The organism is Pseudomonas sp. R3-56 (genome assembly GCF_051132075.1).
In the GTDB taxonomy this organism is placed as follows: domain Bacteria; phylum Pseudomonadota; class Gammaproteobacteria; order Pseudomonadales; family Pseudomonadaceae; genus Aquipseudomonas.
On record NZ_CP071657.1, the window covers coordinates 5869989 to 5883828 of the forward strand.

The 13840-nt window shown below is 61.1% G+C and carries 12 protein-coding genes and 2 pseudogenes; 12 read left to right on the forward strand and 2 right to left on the reverse strand.

The genetic code is table 11. The annotated features are described in order from the left end of the window. Positions 1-33: 33 nt before the first annotated feature. The 11 genes and pseudogenes from tcyJ (at position 34) to J3P96_RS26675 (ending at position 11023) form a co-directional block, all read left to right on the forward strand. Complete coding sequence (gene tcyJ / locus J3P96_RS26625; RefSeq protein ID WP_434654153.1) at positions 34-834, forward strand: cystine ABC transporter substrate-binding protein; 801 nt, start codon at positions 34-36, stop codon at positions 832-834. Beyond that, positions 834-1499, forward strand: coding sequence for a cystine ABC transporter permease (tcyL, locus tag J3P96_RS26630; protein ID WP_434654155.1), 666 nt, complete (start codon positions 834-836; stop codon positions 1497-1499). Before tcyJ ends, tcyL begins: the two co-directional genes overlap by 1 nt. A gap of 3 nt (positions 1500-1502) precedes the next feature. Further along, positions 1503-2261 carry an L-cystine ABC transporter ATP-binding protein TcyN gene (gene tcyN, locus J3P96_RS26635; RefSeq protein WP_305497545.1) on the forward strand — a complete coding sequence of 253 codons (759 nt, stop codon included), beginning with the start codon at positions 1503-1505 and terminating at the stop codon, positions 2259-2261. Between the two features lie 474 nt (positions 2262-2735). Next, positions 2736-3498 (forward strand): annotated as a pseudogene (locus J3P96_RS26640) (hypothetical protein); the annotation flags it as partial. A gap of 286 nt (positions 3499-3784) precedes the next feature. After that, a pseudogene (locus tag J3P96_RS26645) lies at positions 3785-5025 on the forward strand (SfnB family sulfur acquisition oxidoreductase). 23 nt (positions 5026-5048) lie between these two features. Beyond that, positions 5049-6242: an SfnB family sulfur acquisition oxidoreductase gene (locus J3P96_RS26650; RefSeq protein ID WP_434654158.1), complete on the forward strand. Its 1194-nt coding sequence runs from the start codon at positions 5049-5051 to the stop codon at positions 6240-6242. Beyond that, positions 6242-7600, forward strand: coding sequence for an LLM class flavin-dependent oxidoreductase (locus J3P96_RS26655; protein ID WP_434654160.1), 1359 nt, complete (start codon positions 6242-6244; stop codon positions 7598-7600). Before J3P96_RS26650 ends, J3P96_RS26655 begins: the two co-directional genes overlap by 1 nt. A gap of 132 nt (positions 7601-7732) precedes the next feature. Continuing rightward, positions 7733-8542, forward strand: coding sequence for a MetQ/NlpA family ABC transporter substrate-binding protein (locus J3P96_RS26660; RefSeq protein ID WP_434602491.1), 810 nt, complete (start codon positions 7733-7735; stop codon positions 8540-8542). A 1-nt stretch (position 8543) separates the two neighbouring features. Beyond that, positions 8544-9668, forward strand: a complete 1125-nt coding sequence (locus tag J3P96_RS26665; RefSeq protein WP_434654163.1) for a methionine ABC transporter ATP-binding protein — start codon at positions 8544-8546, stop codon at positions 9666-9668. Continuing rightward, on the forward strand, positions 9658-10302 hold the full coding sequence (locus J3P96_RS26670) for a methionine ABC transporter permease (RefSeq protein ID WP_368556486.1): 645 nt from the start codon (positions 9658-9660) through the stop codon (positions 10300-10302). The genes J3P96_RS26665 and J3P96_RS26670 overlap by 11 nt, the downstream gene beginning before the upstream one ends. Before the next feature lie 94 nt (positions 10303-10396). Next, positions 10397-11023, forward strand: a complete 627-nt coding sequence (locus J3P96_RS26675; protein WP_434570385.1) for a class I SAM-dependent methyltransferase — start codon at positions 10397-10399, stop codon at positions 11021-11023. Between the two features lie 178 nt (positions 11024-11201). Here J3P96_RS26675 and J3P96_RS26680 read toward each other — a convergent pair whose 3' ends face one another. Further along, positions 11202-11768 (reverse strand): transporter substrate-binding domain-containing protein, encoded by a 567-nt coding sequence (locus J3P96_RS26680; protein ID WP_434654167.1) that lies wholly within the window; start codon positions 11766-11768, stop codon positions 11202-11204. Between the two features lie 132 nt (positions 11769-11900). Here J3P96_RS26680 and J3P96_RS26685 point away from each other — a divergent pair, with 132 nt between their 5' ends. Beyond that, positions 11901-12326, forward strand: coding sequence for a DUF4399 domain-containing protein (locus J3P96_RS26685; RefSeq protein ID WP_434654170.1), 426 nt, complete (start codon positions 11901-11903; stop codon positions 12324-12326). Between the two features lie 191 nt (positions 12327-12517). Here J3P96_RS26685 and serA read toward each other — a convergent pair whose 3' ends face one another. After that, on the reverse strand, positions 12518-13747 hold the full coding sequence (serA, locus tag J3P96_RS26690) for a phosphoglycerate dehydrogenase (protein WP_039592617.1): 1230 nt from the start codon (positions 13745-13747) through the stop codon (positions 12518-12520). Positions 13748-13840 lie beyond the last annotated feature (93 nt).

Here is a 13840-nt window from a genome sequence, read left to right on the forward strand (position 1 = left end):
ATAAACGTCATCATAAAAATACAGGGGCTTGTCATGAATTTTTCCGCATTACGTCGCAACCTGCTGGTGGGTTCGCTGGGCCTGGCATTGAGCGCCGGGCTGATGGGGCAAGCGGTTGCCGGTGAGCAGCTGCAAAAAATCAAGGACGCTGGTGAGATCAAGATCGGCCTGGAAGGCACTTATCCACCGTTCAGTTTTGTTGATGACAGCGGCAAACTGACTGGCTTCGAAGTGGAATTTTCCGAAGCCCTGGCCAAGGAACTGGGGGTCAAGGTCAAGCTGCAAACGACCCCGTGGGCCGGTATCCTCGCCGCCCTGGAATCCAAGCGCCTTGACGCGGTGGTGAACCAGGTGACCATCTCCGAAGAGCGCAAGAAAAAGTACGACTTCTCCGAGCCGTACACTGTTTCCGGGATCCAGGCGCTGGTACTGACCAAAAAAGCCGACGAACTGAACATCAAGAAGGCCGCTGACCTGGACGGCAAAAAAGTCGGCGTGGGCCTGGGCACCAACTATGAGCAGTGGGTCAAGGCAGAAGTGCCGGGCGCCCAGGTCAAAACCTACGACGACGATCCAACCAAGTTCCAGGACCTGCGTGTCGGCCGCATCGACGCCATCCTGATCGACCGCCTGGCCGCGCTGGAATACGCCAAGAAAGCCAAGGACACCACCGTCACCAGCGAAGCCTTTTCTCGCCAGGAGTCTGGCATTGCCCTGCGCAAAGGCGAGCCCGAGCTGCTGGCAGCCGTGAACAAGGCCATTGAAAAACTGCGCGCCGACGGCACGCTGAAAAAGCTCTCGGAAAAATACTTCAGCGCTGACGTCACTCAATAATGGAAGCAGCTCTTCAACTCGCGCTGGACTCCGCGCCCTTTTTGCTCAAGGGCGCGTATTACACGGTCATCCTCAGCCTGGGCGGCATGTTCTTCGGCTTGCTGCTCGGGTTTGGCCTGGCGCTGATGCGTTTGTCGCGCTTCAAACCGGTGAACTGGATTGCCCGCATCTACGTGTCGTTCTTTCGCGGCACGCCGTTGCTGGTGCAGTTGTTCGTGATCTATTACGGCTTGCCGCAACTGGGTATCGAGCTGGACCCATTGCCGGCGGCCCTGATCGGTTTCTCGCTGAACATGGCGGCCTACGCCTGCGAAATCCTGCGGGCCGCGATCAGCTCCATCGAACGCGGCCAGTGGGAAGCGGCGGCCAGTATCGGCATGACCCGCGCGCAGACCCTGCGTCGGGCCATCCTGCCGCAAGCCGCACGCACAGCCCTGCCACCGTTGGGCAACAGCTTCATATCCCTGGTCAAGGACACTGCATTGGCGGCGACCATCCAGGTACCGGAGCTGTTCCGCCAGGCGCAGCTGATCACCGCCAGAACCTTCGAAATCTTCACCATGTACCTTGCCGCCGCGCTGATCTATTGGGTTCTTGCCACCGTGCTTTCGCACTTGCAGAACGTCCTGGAAGCCCGGGTCAATCGGTATGACCAGGAGTCCTGACCGATGATTGTCGTGGAAAAACTGACAAAGCAGTTCAAGGGTCAGGTAGTGCTCAACGGCATCGACCTGAAGATCGAAGAAGGCGAAGTGGTAGCGATCATCGGCCCCAGCGGCTCGGGCAAGACCACCTTCCTGCGCTGCCTGAACTTTCTCGAAGAGCCCAGCAGTGGCCGGATCAAGGTCGGCGACATCGAGATCGATGGCAGCCGCCCGCTGAACCAGCAACAGGGCCTGGTCAGGCGTTTGCGTCAGCAGGTAGGGTTCGTATTCCAGAATTTCAACCTGTTTCCCCATCGCACCGCATTGGAAAATGTCACCGAAGGCCCCCAGGTGGTGAAAAAAATTCCCCGTGCCGAAGCCGAAGCCCTAGGGCGCAAGCTCCTGGCCAAGGTCGGGCTGGCCGGCAAGGAGGACGCCTACCCGCGGCGCCTGTCCGGCGGCCAGCAGCAGCGCGTGGCAATTGCCCGGGCGCTGGCGATGGAGCCGGCGGTGATCCTGTTCGACGAGCCGACCTCGGCCCTCGACCCCGAACTGGTGGGCGAGGTACTGGCGACCATTCGCGGCCTGGCCGAAGAAAAACGCACCATGGTGATCGTCACCCACGAAATGGGCTTCGCCCGGGACGTGGCCAATCGCGTGGTGTTCTTCGATAAAGGTGTGATCGTCGAGCAAGGGGAAGCCAAGGCTTTGTTCGCGGCCCCTAAAGAAGAGCGTACTCGACAATTCCTCAGTAAGTTCCTCTCCGCACACGCCGCGCAATAAGTTATCCGGCACACTTCCATGGAAGGAAGTGGATAACTCGGATGTCATACTCTTGACCGCTACGAAACAACTTACAGCCGCGCCCTCAGTTGAGAAACTTGTCAGCACGACATGCGTATACCTTGCGTAACACTTATGTCGGACCCCTCGCCCGTTGTCTCCCGCCTTCAGCTACCGTAAGCAATGCGACAGACGCCGGGGCAAGGAAAGTGGCGTCTGACAGCAAGTATTACTGACTGCATCGCGTAGGAAACTTCTGAAGAGTTGGCCAATCAAGCATTAATCCCGCCCTTCTATTGACACTGTAACTGCCCAACCCTTATCTAGAAGCCAACAGGCGACGCGCATTATTTTAATTCCCCCAGTCCTGCACTGAAAGTTCATGATTTTATTGCAACGCAATAAACAATGCCGCGTTTATCCGTGCCTTTGACCTTTATCAAACAGCTCGATATGGACACCAAGGAGAACACCATGACATGTACGTCACCGATCCTCGAACTGGCCGCGCCCGCGCTGGCCAACACCCTGCCTACCGGTATCAACATCACCAGCGCCGCTCGGCTGGAAGTGCTCATCACACCTTATTCCGGCATGGACGCGGGCGATCTGATCGAACTGTTCTGGGATAACTGCTACGTCGGCTCCCGCCAGGTAGCCGAGGCGGATACCCATGGCGGCATCACGCTGCGGATACCGGAAAGCTTCGTCGTCAACGGGACGTCACGCATCCATTATCGCGTCATGCGGGTTGGGCGTGGGCCGGCGCTGTCGGCTCCGCAACAGGTACAAGTCAAACTCGACTGCCCCGGAGGTCGGCCTTCGACCTTGATCGGCGATGAAAACCAGAGCCTGGCACCGGTGCGTATCCCCCAGGCCATCCGTCGCCAGGGCGTCAATCCGAATCAGATCAAGCGTGGCGTACCGCTGACCATCGAGCCCTACCTGAACATGGCCGCCGACGATGCGATCACCGTGCGCTGGGGCGACGTACGCATGGACTTGCCTCGGATCAAACCTTGCGAGGTGGGCCAGCCGATCCATGTCTGGGTGCCACCGGAAATAATCACTGAAGCCGGAGAAGACCTGCGCCTGGAAGTGACCTATTGCATCCTTGATCGGGTAGGGAACACCTCCCATTGGGCACCGCCGCGGACATTGAAGATCGGTTGCGCGAATGCGAATCTGAAGAGCCCCGTCCAAAACGTCGTTGATGGCCGTTGAAGCGCGCCGTCAAAAAGTAATCGGTTTTTGTGGCAGGTATGTCTGCTCCCTCACCACAAGAGCCGTTTCGCCCATGCAGGCTCCCTGAATTTAAATCCAGCCTATCGATATTCCTAAAAGATAGTTCAGAAAAATTTTATGCGCGTTTAGGGTATATCGACCGGACCACCGGACATTCTTGATTTTCGCCACCGCATTCATCGCGGTGTTTTCTTGAGATGTGAGGTGGGTATGGTACGGAACACAATCGCCCCAGTGCAGGGCGCCAAGACACTGCACGCAGCCACGGAGTGGCTGTAATGTCCGATCTGGCGCAAGCAAAGGTCCATAGCGACCTGGATGTCGCTCCATTGTTATTGCCGGCACAGGTGCTGCGCACCGATGCCGAGGCAATCAAGGCCGCGCATGAACTCGCACAGGTTGCTCGCCAGCAGGCCGCGCGCCGCGATCAGCAGCGCAAGCTGCCCTGGGCGGAAATCGAGCAATTCACCCGCAGCGGGCTTGGCAGCATTGCCGTTCCTCGTGTGTACGGCGGGCCGCAAGTCTCTTCAGTTACCATCGCCGAAGTGTTCGCAATCATTTCCGCAGCCGATCCGGCCCTCGGGCAGATCCCGCAGAACCAGTTCGGCGTGCTCCAGCTGATTCTCGCCACGGGCACCGAACGGCAAAAGAAAACTCTCTCCAGAGCGTGCTCGAAGGCTGGCGCATCGGCAACGCCGGGCCGGAGCGCGGCACCCGCAACACCCTGGACCTCAAGGCGCGGATCACCGCCGATGGCGATGGCTTCGTCATCAATGGACAGAAGTTCTACTCCACCGGCGCCCTGTTCGCCCACTGGGTCGCCGTGAAGGCATTGAATGACGAAGGTCGCCAGGTGCTGGCGTTCGTCCGGCGCGGCACCCCGGGCCTGCGCATCGTCGACGACTGGTCGGGCTTCGGCCAGCGCACCACGGCCAGCGGCACCGTGCTGCTGAACAATGTGCGGGTCGACGCCGAACTGGTCCTGGACAACTGGCGCATCAACGAAGCGCCAAACGTGCAAGGCGCCTTCTCGCAGCTGATCCAGGCGGCTATTGACCTGGGTATCGCCCGCGGCGCTATCGATGACGCTATCGCCTTCGTTCGCGAACGCGCGCGGCCCTGGATCGATGCCAAGGTCGAGCGGGCCAGCGACGATCTGTACGTAATCGCCGACGTCGGCAAGCTGAAAATCGAACTGCATGCCGCCGAGGCTCTGTTGCGCAAGGCGGGGCATGTACTGGACCAGGTCAACGCCGCGCCGATCACGGCACAGTCCGCCGCCCGCGCTTCGATAGCCGTCGCCGAAGCCAAGGTGCTGACCACCGAAATCGCCCTGCAAGCCAGCGAAAAACTCTTCGAGCTGGCCGGCAGCCGCGCCACCCTTGCCGAGTTCAACCTCGACCGCCACTGGCGCAACGCGCGAGTCCACACCCTGCACGACCCGGTGCGCTGGAAATACCACGCAATCGGCGACTACCACCTGAACGGGACCTTGCCCGCCCGACATTCCTGGATCTGACGACCCGACCATTGGAGCAGCACATGACGCTTTCCCAACACGTCGCGGTGATCACCAGCGATGAACAAGCCCTCATTGTCGCCAGCGACCTGGCCGATGACTTCAAGCGCGACAGCGCCCTGCGCGATCGCGAACGGCGCCTGCCGAACCCGGAGCTGGAAGCCTTCACCCGCTCCGGCCTGTGGGGCATCAGCGTGCCCAAGGCCTACGGCGGCGCGGGCGTTTCCAACGTCACGCTGGCGAAGGTCGTGGCGCTGATCGCCCAGGCCGATGGCTCGCTCGGGCAAATCCCCCAGAACCACTACTACGCCCTGGAAGTGCTGCGGGTAAACGGTAGCGAAGCCCAGAAGCAACGGCTGTATGCCGAAGTGCTGGGCGGTCAGCGGTTCGGCAACGCCCTGGCGGAGCTGGGAACCAGGACTGCTCACGAGCGCACCACCCAACTGCTTCGCGATGGCGACGGGTACCGCATCAACGGCCGCAAGTTTTACGCCACCGGGGCGATCTATGCCCAGCGCATCCCTACTTCGGTGGTGGACGAGAACGGCGTGCAGCAGTTGGCGTTCGTTCCGCGCAGCAGCCAGGGCCTGACGGTTATCGACGACTGGAGCGGTTTCGGCCAGCGCACCACGGGCAGCGGCTCGGTAGTGTTCGAAGCCGTGCATGTCGCCGCCGAAGACGTCGTGCCGTTCCAGAGCGCCTTCGAACGCCCTACTCCGGTGGGCCCGTTGGCGCAGATTCTCCATGCCGCCATCGACACTGGCATTGCCCGCGCCGCCTATGAAGATGCGTTACATTTTGTCCGCAGCAAAACCCGGCCGTGGATCGACGCCACCAGCGATGTCGCCACCCAGGATCCGCATACGCTCAAGAGCTTCGGTCACCTGGGCGTTCGCCTGCACGCCGCCGAAGCCTTGCTGGAGCGCGCCGGCGAATTCCTCGACCGCGCCCAGGCCGACAGCAACGCCGAAACGGTGGCGGCGGCCTCGATTGCCGTGGCCGAAGCCCGGGCCATCAGCACCGAAATCTCCCTGGCCGCCGGCAGCACGCTGTTCGAACTGGCCGGCAGCCAGGCGACCCTGGCCGAACATGGCCTGGATCGTCACTGGCGCAACGCCCGGGTGCATACGCTGCATGACCCGGTGCGCTGGAAATATCACGCGGTCGGCAATTTCTACCTCAACGACGAAAAACCACCATTGCGAGGGACCATCTGATGGCCCTCGGCAAGAAAAAAATCCTCCTCAACGCGTTCAACATGAACTGCATCGGCCATATCAACCACGGCTTGTGGACGCATCCGCAGGACACCTCGACCCAGTACAACACGCTCGAATACTGGACCGGGCTGGCCCAGCTGCTGGAGCGCGGCCTGTTCGACGGGTTGTTCATTGCCGATATCGTCGGGGTCTATGACGTTTACCAGCAATCGGTGGAGGTCACGCTGAAAGAGTCGATCCAGCTGCCGGTCAACGACCCATTGCTGCTGGTCTCGGCAATGGCTGCCGTCACCCGCAACCTCGGCTTCGGCCTCACCGCCAACCTCACCTATGAGCCGCCGTACCTGTTCGCCCGACGCATGAGCACGCTGGATCACCTGAGCCGTGGCCGGGTTGGCTGGAATATTGTCACCGGTTACCTGGACAGCGCCGCGAAAGCCATGGGTCTTGGCGCGCAGGTCGAGCACGACCGCCGTTATGACCAGGCCGACGAGTACCTGGAGGTACTCTACAAACTCTGGGAGGGCAGCTGGGAAGACGACGCGGTGCTCAACGATCGCCAGCAACGGATCTACGCCCAGCCAGAAAAAGTGCACAAGGTCAGGCATCAGGGCGAGTTTTATCAGGTCGAGGGTTATCACCTCTGCGAGCCGTCGCCCCAACGCACACCGGTGCTGTTCCAGGCCGGCAGCTCCGAGCGCGGGCTGCTGTTCGCCGGGCGCCATGCCGAGTGCGTGTTCATCAGCGGCCAGAACAAGCCGGCGACCAGGGCCCAGGTGGACAAGGTCCGCGCCAGCGCCGTCGCGGCCGGACGCAATGCCGAGGACATCAAGGTGTTCATGGGCCTGAACGTGATTGTCGGCGAGACCGAAGCAGCGGCCTGGGCCAAGCATGCCGAGTACCTGGGGTATGCCAGCGCCGAGGCCGGCGTGGCGCATTTCTCCGCGTCGACGGGCATCGATTTTTCCGAGTACGAACTGGACGAACCGATCCAGTACGTGAAGAGCAACGCCATCCAGTCCGCGACCAAGACCTTGCAGAACAACGACTGGACCCGACGCAAGCTTCTGGAGCAACACGCCTTGGGCGGTCGCTACATCACCGTTGTCGGCTCGCCCGAACAGGTCGCCGACGAGCTGGAATCGTGGACCGCCGAGACCGGCCTCGACGGCTTCAACCTGACCCGCATCGTCACGCCACAAAGCTACGTGGATTTCATCGACCTGGTGATTCCCGAGCTGCAGCGCCGCGGGTCGTACAAGACCGAATACGACGGGGGGACGTTGCGGGAAAAGCTGTTTCACGCGCAAGCGCGACTACCCGGCCAACACACTGGCTCGAACTACCGGCGATGACCGTGGCGAGGGAGCTTGCTCCCGCTGGTGGGCGAAGCCCGCCCAAAAAAGCTCGGGCTACTTCGTAGCCCAGCGGGAGCAAGCTCCCTCGCCACAAAAGCACATGACTCATTAATGACTGGAACAACCGACATGACCAAGCAACTCCTGACCCTGCCAGTCAAAGCACTGGCCCTGGCCCTCGGCCTGTTCAGCTCAGCGCTGTTCGCCGCCGACGCCCCGTTGAAAATCGGCACCACCGCCGCCTTCGCCATTCCTCTGGAGGCCGCTGTCGAAGAGGCCGGCAAACAAGGCCTGAAGGTCGAGCTGGTGGAATTCAGTGACTGGATCGCGCCTAACGTCAGCCTCGCTTCGGGTGACATTGACGTGAATTATTTCCAGCACATTCCCTTCCTGGAAAACGCCAAGGCCGCCGCTGGGTTCGACCTGGTGCCGTTCGCGCCGGGCATCATCAACAACGTCGGCCTCTACTCGAAAAAATACAAAAGCTTCGACGAGCTGCCCGAAGGCGCGAGCGTCGCCATTGCCAACGACCCGATCAACAGCGGTCGCGGCTTGCAACTGCTGGCCAAGGCCGGGCTGATCCAGCTCAAGCCGGGCGTCGGCTACAAGGCCACCGAAGACGACATTGTCGCCAACCCGAAGAAGATCAAGATCCTGCAGGTCGAAGCCGTGCAACTGGTGCGCGCCTATGAAGACGCCGATCTGGTGCAGGGTTATCCGGCCTATATCCGCCTGGCAAATACCTTCGACGCGACGTCCGCGTTGCTGTTCGACGGCCTCGATCACAAGGAATACGTCATCCAGTTCGTGATCCAGCCCAAGAGCAAAAGCGACCCGCGGCTGATCAAGTTCGTCGATATCTATCAGCACTCCCCGGCCGTGCGCGCAGCCTTGGACAAGGCTCATGGGAAGCTTTATCAAGCCGGCTGGGAAAGCTGATATGAATGCCGTCAACGCTTTGCTTGAACAGCAAACGCCCACGCGCCGAAGCGCCGAAAGCACCGAGCTGCACCCACAGCTCAACCGGGCCCACGTGCGTTTTGTTGCACTGGGCAAAACCTACCTGGGCGCCCAAGGACCGGTGAACGCGCTGCACGGCATCGACCTGGCGATCCAGCGCGGCGAGGTGTTCGGCATCATCGGCCGCAGCGGCGCCGGCAAGTCATCGCTGATCCGTACCATCAACCGCCTCGAGCAACCCACCAGCGGTCGGGTGCTGATCGATCAGGTGGATATCGGCGAGTTCGATGAGGATCGCCTGGTCGAGCTGCGCCGGCGCATCGGCATGATCTTCCAGCATTTCAACCTGATGTCGGCCAAGACCGTCTGGCAGAACGTCGAGCTGCCGCTGAAAGTCGCCGGGGTGCCCAAGGAGCAACGCCAGCGCAAGGTCCGCGAGCTGCTCGAACTGGTGGGTCTGGATGGCAAGCACAAGGCCTATCCGGCACAACTCTCAGGCGGGCAGAAGCAGCGGGTCGGCATCGCCCGGGCGCTGGTCCACGATCCGCAGATCCTGCTGTGTGACGAAGCCACTTCGGCGCTGGATCCGGAGACCACTCAATCGATCCTCGGCCTGCTGCGGGAGATCAACCAGCGGCTGGGCCTGACGATCGTGCTGATTACCCACGAGATGGCGGTGATCCGCGCAGTCTGCGACCGGGTAGTGGTGCTGGAACAAGGGCGGATCGTTGAGCAGGGGCCGGTCTGGGAAGTCTTCGGCAACCCGCAACATGAGGTCAGCCGGACGCTGCTGGCGCCGTTGCAGCACGCGCTGCCTGAAGAACTGCAGAACCGCTTGCAGCCGCAACCGGCCTCGGCGGACGCCGCCACGGTGCTGCGCCTGCAATTCACCGGTACCGCCCGCGACGAACCGGACCTCGCAGCCCTGTTCGGCGCCCTCGGTGGCCGGGTGCGACTGTTGCACGGCGGCATCGAACGGATCCAGGGACATGGGCTGGGGCAATTACTGCTGGCCGTGAGCGGCTCCTCACTGGGCGCCGAGGAGTTGCGTCAGCGGGCAGGTGCATGGGCGCAACGGGTGGAGGTGCTGGGTTATGTGGCTTGATCGCTTATTGCAGGGCTTCATCGACACGTTCCTCATGGTCGGTGTGTCGTCATTGATCGCGTTGCTGGCGGGCATTCCGCTGGCGGTTATCCTGGTCACCAGCGGCAAGGGCGGCATTTACGAGGCACCGGCGCTGAACCGTGCCTTGGGCGCGTTCGTGAACCTGTTTCGCTCGATCCCGTTCCTGATCCTGATGGTGGCGCTGATTCCGTTCACTCGGCTGATTGTCGGCACGACCTACGGCGTGTGGGCTGCGGTGGTGCCGCTGACTATCGCCGCGACGCCGTTTTTTGCCCGCATCGCCGAAGTCAGCCTGCGGGAAGTCGACCACGGCCTGATCGAAGCGGCGCAGGCCATGGGTTGCCGGCGCTGGCATATCGTCTGGCACGTATTGCTGCCGGAGGCGCTGCCAGGCATCGTCGGCGGCTTTACCATCACGTTGGTGACCATGATCAATTCCTCGGCCATGGCCGGGGCGATCGGCGCCGGTGGCCTGGGTGACATCGCCTACCGTTATGGCTACCAGCGGTTCGACAGCCAGATCATGCTCACGGTGATCGTGCTGCTGGTGGCGCTGGTCGCGGTGATCCAGTTGGGGGGCGATCGTCTGGCGCGCGGCCTGAACAAACGCTGAAGCGCGACTCATTGTAGGAGCGAGCCTGCTCGCGATTGGCGGCCGGCGGGCTTGCGGTATAGTCGTCAAACACTCCCCAGCAAAGCCCGCGATCATGAAACACACTGCCGAAGACCTGCACGTCATCACCGCCACGACCCTGGGTCATTACAACGCCGTGGCCGAGAATTTTCGCGAAGGCACCCGCGATCATGATGTCAGCCAGAACATCGATGCGTTGCTGCGCCACATTCAGGGCCAGGCGCCGTTTCATATTCTCGACTTCGGCTGCGGTCCGGGGCGGGATTTGCGTACGTTCACCGGCATGGGCCATGTCGCGGTCGGCCTGGACGGTTCCGAAGAATTCGCCCGGATGGCCCGCCAGGACAGCGGGTGCGAGGTGTGGCAACAGGACTTCCTGAAACTCGACCTGCCAGATGGACGCTTTGATGGGATTTTTGCCAACGCGGTGCTGTTTCATATTCCAGTCCAGGAACTGCCCCGCGTGCTCAGGCAGCTGCACGCCACGCTAAAGGCTGGAGGCGTCCTGTTCAGCTCCAATCCACGGGGCGAAAACCAGGAAGGCTGGAACGGCCAGCGCTTCGGCGCCTACCACGACCTCGACGCCTGGCGCAGGCTGCTGGGCGCGGCAGGTTTTGTGGAGCTGGAGCATTATTACCGGCCAGCGGGGCTGCCACGGGAACAGCAGCCTTGGTTGGCCAGTGTGTGGCGTAAGCCTTGAAGACAGATCAATCGAGCGGATGAATGCTACCCCCGTGGCGAGGGAGCTTGCTCCCGCTCGACGGCGCAGCCGTCGCAAGGCGGCTGATGCGGTCTGCCTGGGAAATCACCTGATCCGGATTAGGACTGCTTCGCAGCCCAGCGGGAGCAAGCTCCCTCGCCACGGCTGATTCCATTTGTCACTCAGGTCGTTTCAACCACTTCTGCGACAACTGCTCCAGCCGCCCATCCTCCTTGATCCGCGCCAGGGCATTGTCCAGGCTGGCCTTGAACGCCGGGTTGTCCTTCTGGAATGGAATCACCAGGCTGGGCGGCGGGCCTTTCTTTTCCTGCGCCTGGAACGACTGTGCCATGACCAGCGGACGTTGCGACTCGTCCTTGCTCGCCAGCAACTGCGCATCGGGTTGGCTGTAGGGGGTACTGGTATCGAAACGATCCGCCAGTTCCGGGGTCATTGCTATGTGATTGATGGCGACGTCGTATTTGCCGGTTTCCACACCGGCCAGCAAATCCTCCGCATCGGTGACAACGAAATCGGCCCGTACATCGAGTTCGCTCGCGAGCATTTCGCCCAGCTCCACTTCGAAGCCGGTGAGTTTGCCGTCTTCCTTGAAGTTGAAGGGCGCCGCGTTGGCCTCAAGAGCGATGCGCAACTCGCCCCGGTCGTTGATATCGTCGATCAATTCGGCATGGGCCAAAGGGCTCAAAAGGGGTAGCAGGCAGATCAGGCCAGGCAGGAAACGCATGGTCACTCCTAGAATTTATACAAGCGACGCTCGTCTCAGGCTCGCTTTGCTATGGTTGTTGCAGGCTTCGACAACGATTGTTCATGAAGTTGTCATGACTCAGCGGATTTCATCGAAAAACTGGAGAAAAAAATGAAAAGCTTTATGTCTCGTGCCGCGTTGGCTGGCCTGTTGTTGGGCACCTCGATGCTGGCAACAGCGGCGACCCCGGCCCCCAAGGGTGCAGAAGTGTTCATCGTTTCCCCGGAAGATGGCGCCACCGTCGGCCAGGAATTCAAGGTCAAGTTCGGCGTCAAGGATATCGCCCTGGCTCCGGCGGGCGATGTGACCAAAAACACTGGCCATCACCATTTGCTGATCGATGTCGACGACGTGCCGAAGGAAGGCGCGCCGATTCCGACCGACGCCCACCACATGCACTTCGGCAAGGCACAAACCGAGGCCACCATCAAACTGGCCCCGGGCAAGCACACCTTGCAATTGATCCTGGGCGACAGCGGCCATATGCCATTCGACCCGTCGATCGTGTCCGAGAAAATCACAGTGAATGTGAAGTAACACCGGCTTGAAAACGCAGCTTCTCTTGTGGGAGCGAGCCTGCTCGCGAAAGCGGTCTGTCAGCATATTTGTATTGGCTGATATTGCGCCTTCGCGAGCAGGCTCGCTCCCACAGGGTTTCCAGGTTGTGCCAGATAAAAAAACGGGAGCCCCCTGCGGGGCTCCCGTTTTTTATTGCAAGTCCAGCCTGCTTAGAACAACACGCGGCAACGAATGGTGCCGTTGATGTGCTGCAGCTTCTCCTGCGCCAGGTCGGAGTATTCGGCATCGACGTCGATCACGACGTAGCCGACCTTCTCGTTGGTCTGCAGGAACTGGCCGGAAATGTTGATGCCGTTTTCCGCGAAGACCTTGTTGATCTCGCTCATCACACCCGGGATGTTCTCGTGGATGTGCAGCAGGCGGTGCTTGCCAGGGTGAGCGGGCAAGGCCACTTCCGGGAAGTTCACCGACGATACCGAAGTACCGTTGTCGCTGTACTTGACCAGTTTCTCCGCCACTTCCAGACCGATGTTGGCCTGGGCTTCAGCGGTGGACCCGCCGATATGCGGGGTCAGGATCACGTTGTCCAGGCCACGCAGCGGGCTCTCGAAGATGTCGTCGTTGGAGCGCGGCTCCACCGGGAACACGTCGATGGCAGCGCCGATCAGGTGCTTGTCCTTGATCGCTTCGGCCAGGGCGTCGAGCTTGACCACGGTGCCACGCGCAGCGTTGATCAGGATCCCGCCTTTCTTGATGGCACGGATTTCCTTCTCGCCAATCATCCACTGGGTGGCCGGGGTTTCCGGTACGTGCAGGGTGACGATGTCAGACATGCCCAACAATTCGTGCAGGTCGTTGACCTGGGTGGCGTTGCCCAGCGGCAGCTTGGTCACGGTGTCATAGAAGAACACCTGCATCCCAAGGCCTTCGGCGAGTACCGACAACTGGGTGCCGATCGAGCCGTAGCCGACGATACCCAGCTTCTTGCCCCGGATTTCGAAGGAGTTGGCCGCGCTCTTGATCCAGCCGCCACGGTGGCAGGAAGCGTTTTTCTCGGGGATGCCGCGCAGCAGCAGGATCGCCTCGGCCAGGACCAGCTCGGCAACGGAACGGGTGTTGGAGTACGGCGCGTTGAACACCGCGATACCGCGTTCACGGGCCGCGTTGAGGTCAACCTGGTTGGTGCCGATGCAGAAGCAGCCGACCGCGACCAGTTTCTTGGCGTGGTCGAAGATCTCTTCGGTCAGTTGAGTACGGGAGCGGATACCGATGAAGTGAGCATCGGCGATCTTTTCCTTGAGCTGGGCTTCCGGCAGAGAACTGGTGATGTACTCGATGCTGGTGTAGCCCGCCGACTTGAGGACGTCGACAGCCGATTGGTGGACGCCTTCGAGAAGAAGGAACTTGATCTTGCTCTTATCGAGAGAAGTCTTGCTCATCTGCGTAAACCTGTGTCCCGGAGAAAAATGGCAGGGAATCGGGCAGCCTGGGCCGGCCCGACCGGCATGACAGCCGTCGCCGCAGAACAGCCG

What these genes read in the sequence shown, in the direction of transcription:
- J3P96_RS26665 (WP_434654163.1), top strand. Translation starts at nt 8,544, where the DNA reads ATGAATGCCGTCAACGCTTTGCTTGAACAGCAAACGCCCACGCGCCGA.
- J3P96_RS26655 (WP_434654160.1), top strand. Translation starts at nt 6,242, where the DNA reads ATGGCCCTCGGCAAGAAAAAAATCCTCCTCAACGCGTTCAACATGAAC.
- J3P96_RS26675 (WP_434570385.1), top strand. Translation starts at nt 10,397, where the DNA reads ATGAAACACACTGCCGAAGACCTGCACGTCATCACCGCCACGACCCTG.
- J3P96_RS26685 (WP_434654170.1), top strand. Translation starts at nt 11,901, where the DNA reads ATGAAAAGCTTTATGTCTCGTGCCGCGTTGGCTGGCCTGTTGTTGGGC.
- tcyN (WP_305497545.1), top strand. Translation starts at nt 1,503, where the DNA reads ATGATTGTCGTGGAAAAACTGACAAAGCAGTTCAAGGGTCAGGTAGTG.
- tcyJ (WP_434654153.1), top strand. Translation starts at nt 34, where the DNA reads ATGAATTTTTCCGCATTACGTCGCAACCTGCTGGTGGGTTCGCTGGGC.
- J3P96_RS26680 (WP_434654167.1), bottom strand. Translation starts at nt 11,768, where the DNA reads ATGCGTTTCCTGCCTGGCCTGATCTGCCTGCTACCCCTTTTGAGCCCT.
- tcyL (WP_434654155.1), top strand. Translation starts at nt 834, where the DNA reads ATGGAAGCAGCTCTTCAACTCGCGCTGGACTCCGCGCCCTTTTTGCTC.
- serA (WP_039592617.1), bottom strand. Translation starts at nt 13,747, where the DNA reads ATGAGCAAGACTTCTCTCGATAAGAGCAAGATCAAGTTCCTTCTTCTC.
- J3P96_RS26660 (WP_434602491.1), top strand. Translation starts at nt 7,733, where the DNA reads ATGACCAAGCAACTCCTGACCCTGCCAGTCAAAGCACTGGCCCTGGCC.
- J3P96_RS26650 (WP_434654158.1), top strand. Translation starts at nt 5,049, where the DNA reads ATGACGCTTTCCCAACACGTCGCGGTGATCACCAGCGATGAACAAGCC.
- J3P96_RS26670 (WP_368556486.1), top strand. Translation starts at nt 9,658, where the DNA reads ATGTGGCTTGATCGCTTATTGCAGGGCTTCATCGACACGTTCCTCATG.